Origin of the sequence: Fulvimarina uroteuthidis (genome assembly GCF_034321785.1) — a bacterium.
In the GTDB taxonomy this organism is placed as follows: domain Bacteria; phylum Pseudomonadota; class Alphaproteobacteria; order Rhizobiales; family Rhizobiaceae; genus Fulvimarina; species Fulvimarina uroteuthidis.
The window spans coordinates 614,516-626,018 of the sequence record NZ_JAXLPB010000001.1; the positions used below are offsets into that span (position 1 = coordinate 614,516).

Below are 11,503 nucleotides of genomic sequence, written 5' to 3' on the forward strand. Positions count from 1 at the left end.
GACGTGCCGACGATCTTCAAATGGAAGGGGTGGACGTTCCTTTTCTACAGTCTCGATCGAAGCGAGCCTCCGCACGTTCACGCCCGTAAAGACAAGAAAGAACTGAAACTATGGCTGTTGCCGGTCCGATTGGCTTATAATCGCCGCTGCGCGGACCATGAGGTGAACGCGGTCGTTGCTTTCGCCGAAAAGAACGAGAGGGAGTTGCTCGATGCCTGGAACCGTCATTTTGGATGAAAACTGGGAAGCATTCGAACCGGTTTCGGCAGAATGCACATCGGGTCAACTCGTCGTTTCACTCGCAAACGGGATGACGCTCTCCACACCGCTTTGGTGGTATCCAACGCTCCTGCGCGCAAGCGAAACCGAACGAAACACGATCGAGCTGTCTCCGTCCGGCGTTCACTGGCCTCTCATCGACGAGGACCTTTCGATTTCGGGAATGCTGAATGGCAGGCGCTATCCCGGCGCGATGCCTCCGGCGGAAGCTGCGGAATGACCATGGAAACGCACGCGATATCTCTCGGTTACACCTCGCCCCTTGCCACCGCCGCAACAAGCCGAACCGATACAATGGAGGCTGCAGACCAATGGCCAAGCTCGAACCCATGACCAAGCATCGCGGCTTTCCCTCGGGACTGCCGGGCACCGGTTTCCAGTTCACCATCCGCCGGGCGAACCCGAAGGGCTGCACCAAGCTGTTCGAGCGCCGGCGGTTCAACGACCGGACCTCGACCGAGAAGATGGCCGACGCCGCCTTCATCCACGCGATCTGGCACATGTTCGGCGACGAACCCTTCGAGCGCGGCAATCTGGACGCCGGCCGCATCTGCTGGCTCTTCGGACGCGAGATCGTGCCGGGCGAAACCCCGTTCGACCCGCAATCCTACGAGGCGCTCCTGAGGCTCGACGAGGACGTCGCGCGCAAGACCTATCCCGAAGCGTTCGTCGACGTTTTCGAAGTTTGATGACAAGGCAGAACCGAACCGGTGTTTAAGAAAATCCTCATCGCCAACCGCGGCGAGATCGCCTGCCGGATCATGAAGACCGCCCGGCGCATGGGCATTGCGACCGTCGCGGTCTATTCCGACGCCGACCGCACCGCCGTGCACGTGGCGATGGCCGACGAGGCCGTTCATATCGGCCCGGCGCAGGCGAACCGCTCCTATCTTCTCGCCGACAGGATCATCGCCGCCTGCAAGCAGACGGGTGCCGAGGCCGTTCATCCCGGCTACGGTTTCCTGTCGGAGAACGCGTCTTTCTGCAAGGCGCTCGAAGCGGAAGGCATCGTCTTCATCGGTCCGAAGGTGAAGGCCATCGAGGCGATGGGCGACAAGATCACCTCCAAGACGATCGCCGCGAACGCCGGGGTTTCCACCGTGCCCGGCCATATGGGGCTGATCGCGGACGCGGACGAGGCGGTCAAGATCGCCGGCGAGATCGGCTATCCGGTGATGATCAAGGCGTCCGCCGGCGGCGGCGGCAAGGGCATGCGCATCGCCTGGACCGACGCGGAGGCGCGCGAGGGCTTCGATCGCTCCAAGTCGGAAGCCGCCTCCTCCTTCGGCGACGACCGCATCTTCATCGAGAAGTTCGTCGAGGAGCCGCGCCATATCGAGATCCAGATCCTGGCCGATGCGGCGGGCAACACGCTCTATCTCAACGAGCGGGAATGCTCGATCCAGCGGCGAAACCAGAAGGTGATCGAGGAGGCGCCCTCGCCCTTTCTCGACGCGGCGACCCGCAAGGCCATGGGCGAGCAGTCGGTCGCGCTGGCGAGGGCCGTCGACTACCAGAGCGCGGGAACGGTCGAGTTCATCGTCGACAAGAACCGGAACTTCTACTTCCTGGAAATGAACACGCGCCTGCAGGTCGAGCATCCGGTGACGGAGCTGATCACCGGCATCGATCTCGTCGAGGAGATGATCCGCATCGCGGCGGGCGAAACGCTCGCCATGACGCAGGCGGAGATCGGCATCGACGGCTGGGCGATCGAGTCCCGCGTCTATGCCGAGAACCCTTATCGCGGCTTCCTGCCGTCCACCGGGCGGCTCACCCGCTATCGCCCGCCGGAGGAAGGCCAGCGCGCGGACGGAACGATCGTGCGCAACGATACCGGCGTCGAGGAGGGCTCGGCGATCTCGATGTTCTACGATCCGATGATCGCCAAGCTCTGCACCTGGGGGCGGACGCGCGAAACGGCGATCGACGCGATGGCCGAGGCGCTGGACACGTTCGTCGTCGGCGGCATCGAACACAATGTGCCGTTCGTCACCGCCATCATGCGCCATCCGCGCTGGCGCTCGGGCGACATCACCACGGGCTTCATCGCCGAGGAATATCCGGACGGGTTCCAGTCCGTGCATCCGGACGCCGAAACCCTCAGCCGCATGGCCATCGCCGCGACGCTCGTCGAAAGGCTGAGGGTTCGCCGGCCCGTGGGCGTGGAGGCGCGCCGACTTTCGAACGTCATCCCGGTCGCCGACCATTTCACCCGCGTGATCGTCCTCGGCGACGACCGGCGCACCGTCTCGCTCATGGAGGCCGAGGATCACGTCCGCGTTTCGGTCGACGGATCGAAGCCGGTGACGGCCGATCTCGACTGGCGACCCGGCGCGCTCACCGCGACCCTGACCCTTGCGGACAGGGCCGACACGTGGCGCGTCGATCCCGTCACCAGCGGCCTGCGGATGCGCGGCGCGGGTCTCGACGCGCAGCTGAAGATCTATCCCGAGCACATCGCCCCCCTGGCCCGGCTGATGCCGGAGAAGGTCCCGGCGGACATGTCGAAATTCCTCATCTCGCCGATGCCCGCCACCGTCATGTCGCTGCTCGTCGCGACGGGCGAGGAGGTGTTCGAGGGCCAGCCGCTCGCCATCATCGAGGCGATGAAGATGGAAAACGTGCTTCGCGCCGAGCGAAGCGGTAAGGTCGAAACCATCGCGGTGGCGGAAGGCGACAGCCTTGCCGTCGACGATGTCATCATGGAGTTCGCATAAGATGAGCGGCAAGCCTTCCACCGATCTCGACCTCAACCCGGCACCCGATGCCGAGGCGCCGTCGTGGGAGGCCATCGCGCGCAAGGAACTGAAGGGCCGGGACATTCTCGATCTTTCGACGATCACGCCCGACGGTCTCACCATCAAGCCGCTCTACGGACCGCAGGACCTGCCCGAGGGCGTCGGCGCCGCCCTGCCCGGCGTGGCGCCGTTCATGCGCGGCCCGCGCGCCACCATGTATGCGGGCCAGCCCTGGACCATCCGCCAATATGCGGGGTTCTCGACGGCGGAGGAATCGAACGCGTTCTACCGGCGCAATCTGGCCGCCGGCCAGAAGGGCCTCTCGGTCGCCTTCGATCTGGCCACCCATCGCGGCTATGATTCCGACCATCCGCGCGTTTCGGGCGATGTCGGCAAGGCGGGCGTGGCGATCGACAGCGTGGAGGACATGAAAATTCTCTTCGACGCGATCCCTCTCGACGAGATGAGCGTCTCCATGACCATGAACGGCGCGGTGATCCCGACGCTCGCCATGTTCATCGTCGCGGCCGAAGAGCAGGGCGTCCCCGCCGCGAAGCTGACCGGGACCATCCAGAACGACATTCTGAAGGAGTTCATGGTCCGCAACACCTATATCTACGCGCCAGAACCCTCCATGCGCATCGTCGCCGACATCATCGCCTATACGGCGGCCGAGATGCCGCGGTTCAATTCGATCTCGATTTCCGGCTACCACATGCAGGAAGCCGGCGCGACGACCGCGCAGGAGCTCGCCTACACGCTGGCCGACGGAATCGAATATGTCCGCGCGGCGATGGCGCGGGGCCTGACGGTGGACCAGTTCGCCGGCCGCCTCTCCTTCTTCTTCTGCATCGGCATGGACTTCTTCAAGGAGGTCGCCAAGCTGCGCGCCGCGCGCATGCTGTGGGCGAAGATCATGGAGGATTTCGGCGCCACCGACGATCGCTCCAAGATGCTGCGCACCCATTGCCAGACCTCCGGCGTCTCGCTTACCGAGCAGGATCCCTACAACAACATCGTGCGAACCTCCTACGAGGCGCTCGCCGCCGTTCTCGGCGGCACGCAGTCGCTGCACACCAACGGCTTCGACGAGGCGATCGCCCTGCCGACCGAGTTTTCGGCGCGCATCGCCCGCAACACCCAGCTCATCCTCCAGCACGAAACGGGCGTCACCCGCACGGTCGATCCGCTCGGCGGCTCCTATTACGTCGAGGCGCTGACGAAGCAGCTCGCCGACAAGGCGCTTGAACTCATGGACGAGATCGAAAAGGCCGGCGGCATGACGAAGGCCGTGGAGGCCGGAATCCCGAAATCGCGCATCGAGGAATCGGCCGCCGCCCGCCAGGCGCGGGTCGACAAGGGCGAGGACGTGGTCGTCGGGGTCAATCGCTTCCGGCTCGAAAACGAGGAGGCGATCGATTTCCTCGTCGTCGACACGGAGGATGTGCGCCGGCGGCAGATCAAGCGGCTGGCGGAGATCCGCCGCTCGCGCAGCCAGAGCGAATGCGAAGCCGCGCTCGCACGGCTTGAGGACCTGGCGCGATCGGGCGACGGCAACCTTTTGGAAGCCGCCATCGAGGCCGCGCGCGCGCGCGCCTCGCTCGGCGAGATCTCGACCGCCATGGAAAACGGCTTCGGCGGCCGCCACACCGCCGTCCACCGGCTGAACAAGGGCGTCTATGCCGATGCCTATGCGGGCGATCCCGAATACGACATTCTGAAGAAGCGGATTTCCGACCATGTGGACACCGCCGGCCGGACGCCGCGTGTGCTCGTCGCCAAACTCGGCCAGGACGGGCATGATCGCGGCGCGAAGATCATCGCGTCCGCCTTTTCCGATCTCGGCTTCGACGTCCACCTGTCCGACCTGTTCGCGACACCGCAGGATGCCGCGCAGAAGGCGGTCGAACTCGACGTCGACGTGGTCGGCGTCTCGACGCTTGCCGCCGGCCATCTCAGCCTCGTCCCGCAGCTCATCGAAGAGCTGAAGGCGCTGGGCCGTGGGGAGATCCAGGTCGTGTGCGGCGGCGTCATTCCGGCACGGGACTACGATCCCCTGTTCAAGGCGGGGGTCGCCGAGATCTTCGGCCCCGGCACCAACGTCCTCGATGCCGGCCGAGCGCTTCTCGGCGTCATCAAGGGCGAGCGCCGCAACACGCGGATGCCGCTGACCGAGACGGTGCGGGATCACGGCTGAACGCGCGTTAGAAGAAGCTTCTGACGAGCGATCCCACCAACAGGTTCCAACCGTCGATCAGGACGAAGAAGAGGATCTTGAACGGCAGCGAGATGATGGTCGGGGGCAGCATCATCATGCCCATGGACATGGTGAGCGTGGCGACGATCATGTCGATGACGAGGAACGGCAGCACGATGAGGAAGCCGATCTCGAAGCCGCGGCGCAGTTCCGAGATCATGAAGGCCGGCACGAGAATGCGCAGCTCCACATCCCGCTCGTCGGCCGCGCCCTGCTCTTCCGGCTGCACGCGGGTGCGGTCGTTGGCCGATGCGATATCGCCGAACAGCTGCAGATCGGCGGGGCGGACCTGGCTCAGCATGAAGTCCTTGAAGGGGTCGGAGATCCGATAGAACGCCTCTTCCTCGTCGATCTCGTTGGCCAGAAGCGGCTGAAGCCCGTCCTGCCAGGCCCGGTCGAAGGTCGGCGCCATGACGAAGAAGGTCATGAAGAGCGACAGCGAGATGATGATGAGGTTGGCCGGCGTCGTCTGCAGGCCGAGACCGGTCCGCATGATCGACAGGGCGATGACGATGCGCGTGAAGGCCGTCACCATGACGAGCAGGCCCGGCGCGATCGACAGCACCGTGACGATGCCGAAGAGCTGGATGATGCGGCCCGAAACCGTGCCGTCGCCTTCGGGAATGAGATCGGCGAGCGCGGAGCCGTCCGAGATCTGGGCGTTGGCGCCCTTGGCGAGCCCGAACAGCGCGAGCGCGACGAGCGCCACGAGCGCGGCAAGGCGAACCGGCCCGGTCATGAGCGGACGAGGCGGGCGCATCATTCGACGACCATGGCCTGGATGAGATAGTCGACGACGTTTTCGGAGCGCAGCCTGGCGCGCTCGCGGAGATCGTCGCGCAGATGCAGCAGGCCGCGCGTGCCTTCGACCTGCGCGATCTGCAGGGAGCGCGCGAAGGCCAGGGTATCGGCCTCGATCTCGGCGGCCAGGATCAGAGGATCGATCTCGTCGTCCTGTTTCAGGATGATCGAAGCCTCGATGCGGATCCAGGAGGTCGAGGGATTGTAGAGATTGGTGAGAACGGGCTTCAACGCCACGACCTGAAGAGGCTTGACCTCCTCCTCGGCGATCTCCTTGATCGTCTCGGCATGGTCGCCGGAGGCCGCGGCCTCGCCGTCCGCCTTCGCTTCCGCCTTCGCCTCGGGCACCGGTTCGGCGACGACCACTTCGGGTTGCTTGTCGCCCGATCCGCCGCCGAGCAGGAAGCCCATGGCCGCCCCGCCCCCTCCGCCGATCAGCGTGACGACGACGAACGCCAGGATCACCGGCATCATGCCGCCATCCTTCTTTTCCGTCCCGTCTTCGATCTGCAAGTCGCTGGTCTCGGCCATCGTTCGAGCGCCCTTCCGAAATCATGTTCCGAAACGCCCCGCACCCGCCGCCGCGGCGGGGTTCGGAGGAATCGTTAAGAAACTTTTAAGAGAAGAGACTGATCTCAGACTGACCGCGGACCGTGGCGAAAACGGTCTGTCCTGTTTTCGAAGATCAGCTATCGAACCCGGTTTCGATCCGGGAATAGGCCTCCTGGGTGAAGGCGTAGACCTGCGCTCCGGTAAAGGAGGCGGTGACCGCGATCACGACGAAGATCGCGAGGATCTTCGGAACGAAGGTGAGCGTCATTTCCTGGATCTGGGTCAGGGCCTGGAACAGGGCAATGATGACGCCGACGATCATCGCGACGCCCACTGCGGGCGCGGACGCGACGACGATGGTCCAGATTGCCGACTGGACGATGTCGATCGCTTCTGCCTGGTTCATGGGGTGAGCCTTCATAGCATGCGAGCGAATGCGTTCGCTCTGGGTTTGGCGCCCGCTTCATGCGGGATCGCGCATGGCCGGAACCGGGGCTTCGACCCCGGAACCCGAGCGCCGGATCAGGCGACGGAGACGCCGTCGCCGAGAACGATGGTCTTGCCGCCTTCGAGGGTGGCCTGAATGCCGCCATTGACCGCACGAATGCTGGTCACGGTGCCCTGCGTTTCCCCGTCGAGCGAGGTCAGCGTCCGACCGATCAGCGCATCGGCCTGGGTCAGCGCCGAAACCGTCATCATGCTGTCCAGCCGGGTGTTCGTCTGGATCGATTGCTCGACATTGGCGAACGTGGCGAGCTGGGCGACATATTCCGTCGAATTCGAAGGATTCATCGGATCCTGATTCTTCATCTGCGCCACGAGCAGTTTCAGAAAGGAATCATAGTTCATGTCGTTCTTGCTCGCCTTGGCGGCGGCGGTCGGTGCCGCCGTCGTCTGGGACGCGGCGGCGGCGTCCACTCCTGCAATGCTCATGACATGCCTCCTGCTGCAAGGCGCAGTTCGGCTTCGGCCGCCCGCGTGATCTGCGTTTCCCGCCTGGTGTGCGGCCTGACGATGCCCCGCCCGGGAATTCCCAGGATCTTGTCTTCGAGGGGAATGAGCGTGCGCAGGCATTTCAGCGCCTCGAACGCACGTCCGCGTTCGACCAGTTCCTCGATTTCCTGAAGGCCCGCGATGATGTCGCCGTTGGAATAGGTCCGAAGCATCACGAGCAGGGAATCCGCGAACAGGTCCTTCGGACCATCGAGGTTGGACGGGTCCATCAACATCATCTGGACCACGAAATAGAGCTGGCGCAGCGGCGTGGTCGCGTCCTCGGCCTGCATGACGTGGCTTTCGAGGAGAAAGGTCACGTCGTTCAGGAATTCTAGCGTCGTCTTGCGGTCCACCTTGAGGACCGCGCCGTTGACGAAGATCCGCTCGCCCGCCCGCAGGGAAATGCGAAGGGTCGACATCAGTTCAGACCGTCGCGGATCATGCGGGTCACCTCGATGATGCCGCGGAAGTTCTCGGACTTGCCGGCCCGGATCAATTCGGCTTCGCTCATGATCCACAGGCCGATCGAAATCAGCTCGCCGCGCAGCTCGTCGGGAAGCCCGTTGTCGGCGCTGCCGAGATCTTCCACCAGGATCGCCCAGAGGCTGCGTGTGATGTAGACCGCCTCGATGGCGTCGCGGCTGCGCGGGCCGTTCTTCTCGGCGCGCTCCAGAAGCGCGAGGGAATGGTCGAAGGCCTGGCGTTCCCGATCGCGCGCGTCGGCGGCCGTATCCTGAGCCACTTCCGCGTATGAGAATTGATACATCGAAACCTCTTGGTATGCGCATCCGCGCCGGTTCCCGGTTGGCGGACATTTCAGGTTACAAACGCCCGTGGAACCACCGCGTCGGGCGTTCTGGGCGAAGGGTGGGGGACGTCACCCGTGAACGAAGAAAGCCTTCGGTCAGAGATAGTTGAGGAGGCTGAGCCGGGAGATTCGCGCGGTGAGCGCGTAAGAGGTTTCCAGCGTGTTCATCAGATTGGTCACACGGGTCGAGGCCTCGTAGACATCGACGGATTCTTCCTCGCCGATCGCCAGTTTCAGAACCATCTTCTGGCTTTTCAGGCCTTCATTGGTCCGGGCGATGCGCTCTTCCCCGATGCCGATCTCGCTCCGCAGTTCCCTGATGTTCGACAGGCCACCCGACAGAGTGTCGATCGCACGGCTTGTGAGAACCTGACGTGCCTCGCTGCCCAGCAGATCGATGTCGAAGCTCGCCGTCATGACGTAGGCCTTCATCACATCGCGGAAGGCCTTGTCGTTCGCGGAGGCCGAACTGGTGATCGTCTCGTTCTCGCCGATGCGCGCCTGCGTCTGCTGATCGGACGCGTCGGACCAGTTCGCCGTCCAGTTGGCGTCGGTGAAAAACTTTTCGAACGGGCCCGAAGGATCGTCCTTGAGGAAAGCCTCCATGTCCGCGCCGGTGACGATCGAAGGGTCGTCTGGCGGCGTCAGCGTTCCCAGAAAGTCTTGCCACGCGGTCTTTACCGCAGCCAGTTCGGGCGGAGCATTGGATGCGTCGACCTTCATCGGCGGCGTATTGGTCTTGGCGCCGGAGAAGAGGTAACGGGATCCGAACGAACTGTTGAGCGCGCCCACGAGCTGACCGATATTGTTGTTGGCAGCATTCTTGTTGGCCTTCGCACTGGCGTCGCGATCACCACCGGAAATCAGCGAGTTCAACAGCCCCTCGCCCGCCTGTGACGTGGTTTCGAGCGCCGACTGCATCGTCGCGAACCGCTGGGCGAGCTGGGTGTTCGCGCTGGTGAGCTTTTCGTTGCCTGCCATCTCGCTGCGCATGGAGATCGTGCGCCCGACGCTCACTCCCAGGCTGAGGCCGACATCGGCGAAGCGGCCGGTCACGACCTCCTTCTGGGCGATCACGAGATCCTGCTGGACCCGCGAGACGGAGGATCGCGGCGCGCTGGAAAGAGAGAGGCTCGATACGAGAAAGTTCGTCATGTCACAAAAGTCCTAGCGGTCAGCGAATGGCGAGGAGGCGGTCGAGAAGGTCGCCGACGGTCTGGATGAGCTTGCTTGCGGCCTGATAGGATCGCTCGAGTTCCATGAGACGGCTCATTTCCTCGTCGAGATTGACGCCGGTTTCGTTCGACAGGGTCTCGCGGGCTCGTGAAACCATGATGGATTGATAGGACGCACCATCGCGGGCTTCCGCGCGCTTGCCCTCGAACCAGGACATGGATCCGGCGGCCAGATCGCTGAGCGTCCCGCTCTCGCCGTTCGCGAGCGTATGGACGTCGGAAAACCGGTCGATAAGTTCGTTGAGCCGCGTCGCATAGCCGGCTTCGCCGGCTCCGGGCAAAGCCGTCGATCCGGGATTGATGTTTCCGTCGCGAAGCTTGGTCGGATCGCCGCCCACGCGGTAGTCGACACTTGCGGCAACCGAGACGAACCCGTTCGCACTCAGTTCAAAGAGCGATGCAGCACCATCTTCCGCGAAGGTCTTGCCCGCGAGCGTGCTGGAGATCTGGTTGAACTGACGCTGCATCTCGACGCCGACTTCGTCGCGGATCCGGATGGCGGCGACCAGCGATCCGTCACGCACCGCCATGGAACTTCCCGTCCCGATGCTCACGCCGTCGATCTTCAATTCGGGTGCGGCGGGCAGAGGCGTCGCGGGATCCAGCGGAATGGCGGGATTGAAATTCGACGGATTGGCGAATTCGACGCTTCTGGCCCGCGTCTCGAACATCACGATGCCGGAATCGGTGGACAGGACGAGATCGTTGTTGGCGCGATAACGCGTCGAAACACCCACGAGGCTTGAGATTTCGGAGACCAGGCGATCGCGCTGGTCGATCTCGTCGGTAACGTCTTTCCCGGATACGGTGCCGCCGACGACCTTGTTGTTGACCGTCTCGAGATCGCCGAGAAGCGTGTTGAGCCGGTCGGCGCCTTGCGCAAGTTCCGTGTTCGCGTCCGTGCGCATCGTCTGCACGGCCTTGGTCGCATTGTTGAGGCTCGACGCCATATCGTGTGCGGCGTCGATCGCCGCGCGTTGCAGCTTCGTGTTTTCGGGCGAGGCCGCAAGGTCCGTGAGGGTTCCCTTGAGTGCGGCGATCTTCGCCGACGGCGATGTCGGCGCGTCCACGTCGCCGATCACGTCGCGAACCCGGTCGAGGGCTTTCGCCATCGTCTCGTTGGTCGCATGACTGGCCTGGGCCTTGACCATAGTGCGGTAGAGCGCCGGGTCACTGCTTTGCGCGATCGACAGGATCTTGACCGCGCCGGGCTTCTCGGAAATCTGGTTGGCATATTTCCGCGTTGCCGTCGGATCGTCCGCATTGGCGACGTTTCGGGCAATCAGCGCCGACTGCTGGCTGGTCACCGAGAGGGAGGAGCGCGCATTGTTGAAGACGGAGAGAAGCGACATGGAAGCGGGTCTTCTATTCTGAGAACGGGGTTTCGGCAGAGCCGTGGCGAACGGGCCCGCTACCGCAGCGATCGTCGGTGCTGGCCGGCGTCATCGTCCAGCGATGGCGCACGCGTTGAACTGCGAGAACGCAGGACGATCCGCGTCGCACGCCACCCTTACGGACATCCCTGTTCGCCGATCTCATCGCCTGTCTCCCGGCTCCTTTTTGGATGTCCCGATTGGTAGAGGGTGAAGCTTGTGCTGGCCTGAGAGCGGGTCTTTCGCCAGGACGATTGGTATGGGCTCGCGATCGCTCAGGACCGCGAACGCAAAAAACCGCCGTGGCTTGACGACCACGACGGCTCTCGGGAGGACTTGAAGGCGGCTTGCGGGGGGCTTTGCGGCCGGGTCTATTCGACGCCGATGCCGTAGCCGAGATAGCGCTTCGACGAGACCGGGTCGTAGCCCAGGCGCATCTTCAGCTTCTTGCGCAGTTTCGA

General features: G+C 63.8%; 13 protein-coding genes and 1 pseudogene. 5 read left to right on the forward strand and 9 right to left on the reverse strand.

Going from position 1 to position 11,503, the window contains the following annotated elements:
- The first annotated feature begins 3 nt into the window (after positions 1–3).
- From U0C82_RS02790 to scpA, 5 genes are all read left to right on the forward strand, one after another.
- A complete protein-coding gene (locus U0C82_RS02790) occupies positions 4–237 on the forward strand; it encodes a DUF4160 domain-containing protein (RefSeq protein ID WP_322185524.1) in 234 nt (77 codons plus the stop codon).
- Positions 212–499 (forward strand): DUF2442 domain-containing protein, encoded by a 288-nt coding sequence (locus tag U0C82_RS02795; RefSeq protein ID WP_322185525.1) that lies wholly within the window; start codon positions 212–214, stop codon positions 497–499. Before U0C82_RS02790 ends, U0C82_RS02795 begins: the two co-directional genes overlap by 26 nt.
- 91 nt (positions 500–590) lie before the next feature.
- Positions 591–968 carry a hypothetical protein gene (locus tag U0C82_RS02800; protein WP_322185526.1) on the forward strand — a complete coding sequence of 126 codons (378 nt, stop codon included), beginning with the start codon at positions 591–593 and terminating at the stop codon, positions 966–968.
- 21 nt (positions 969–989) lie between these two features.
- Complete coding sequence (locus tag U0C82_RS02805) at positions 990–2,999, forward strand: acetyl/propionyl/methylcrotonyl-CoA carboxylase subunit alpha (RefSeq protein WP_322185527.1); 2,010 nt, start codon at positions 990–992, stop codon at positions 2,997–2,999.
- 1 nt (position 3,000) lies between these two features.
- The gene (scpA, locus tag U0C82_RS02810) at positions 3,001–5,217 is read left to right on the forward strand and encodes a methylmalonyl-CoA mutase (protein ID WP_322185528.1); all 2,217 of its coding nucleotides are present in this window, start codon (positions 3,001–3,003) and stop codon (positions 5,215–5,217) included.
- Positions 5,218–5,224: 7 nt separating this feature from the next.
- On the opposite strand, the gene fliP is transcribed toward scpA, so the two are convergent.
- From fliP to U0C82_RS18910, 9 genes and pseudogenes are all read right to left on the reverse strand, one after another.
- Positions 5,225–6,040, reverse strand: coding sequence for a flagellar type III secretion system pore protein FliP (gene fliP / locus U0C82_RS02815; protein WP_322185529.1), 816 nt, complete (start codon positions 6,038–6,040; stop codon positions 5,225–5,227).
- Positions 6,037–6,609, reverse strand: coding sequence for a flagellar basal body-associated FliL family protein (locus U0C82_RS02820; protein WP_322185530.1), 573 nt, complete (start codon positions 6,607–6,609; stop codon positions 6,037–6,039). Before U0C82_RS02820 ends, fliP begins: the two co-directional genes overlap by 4 nt.
- 154 nt (positions 6,610–6,763) lie before the next feature.
- The gene (fliQ, locus tag U0C82_RS02825) at positions 6,764–7,036 is read right to left on the reverse strand and encodes a flagellar biosynthesis protein FliQ (RefSeq protein ID WP_322185531.1); all 273 of its coding nucleotides are present in this window, start codon (positions 7,034–7,036) and stop codon (positions 6,764–6,766) included.
- A 116-nt stretch (positions 7,037–7,152) separates the two neighbouring features.
- Positions 7,153–7,563 carry a flagellar hook assembly protein FlgD gene (gene flgD, locus U0C82_RS02830; protein WP_322185532.1) on the reverse strand — a complete coding sequence of 137 codons (411 nt, stop codon included), beginning with the start codon at positions 7,561–7,563 and terminating at the stop codon, positions 7,153–7,155.
- Positions 7,560–8,048 (reverse strand): flagellar biosynthesis repressor FlbT, encoded by a 489-nt coding sequence (gene flbT, locus U0C82_RS02835; RefSeq protein ID WP_322185968.1) that lies wholly within the window; start codon positions 8,046–8,048, stop codon positions 7,560–7,562. Before flbT ends, flgD begins: the two co-directional genes overlap by 4 nt.
- Complete coding sequence (flaF, locus tag U0C82_RS02840) at positions 8,045–8,392, reverse strand: flagellar biosynthesis regulator FlaF (protein ID WP_322185533.1); 348 nt, start codon at positions 8,390–8,392, stop codon at positions 8,045–8,047. The genes flbT and flaF overlap by 4 nt, the downstream gene beginning before the upstream one ends.
- Positions 8,393–8,530: 138 nt before the next feature.
- A complete protein-coding gene (locus tag U0C82_RS02845) occupies positions 8,531–9,589 on the reverse strand; it encodes a flagellar hook-associated family protein (protein WP_322185534.1) in 1,059 nt (352 codons plus the stop codon).
- A 19-nt stretch (positions 9,590–9,608) separates the two neighbouring features.
- A complete protein-coding gene (gene flgK / locus U0C82_RS02850) occupies positions 9,609–11,021 on the reverse strand; it encodes a flagellar hook-associated protein FlgK (protein WP_322185535.1) in 1,413 nt (470 codons plus the stop codon).
- 392 nt (positions 11,022–11,413) lie between these two features.
- A pseudogene (locus U0C82_RS18910) lies at positions 11,414–11,503 on the reverse strand (DNA-binding response regulator); the annotation flags it as partial.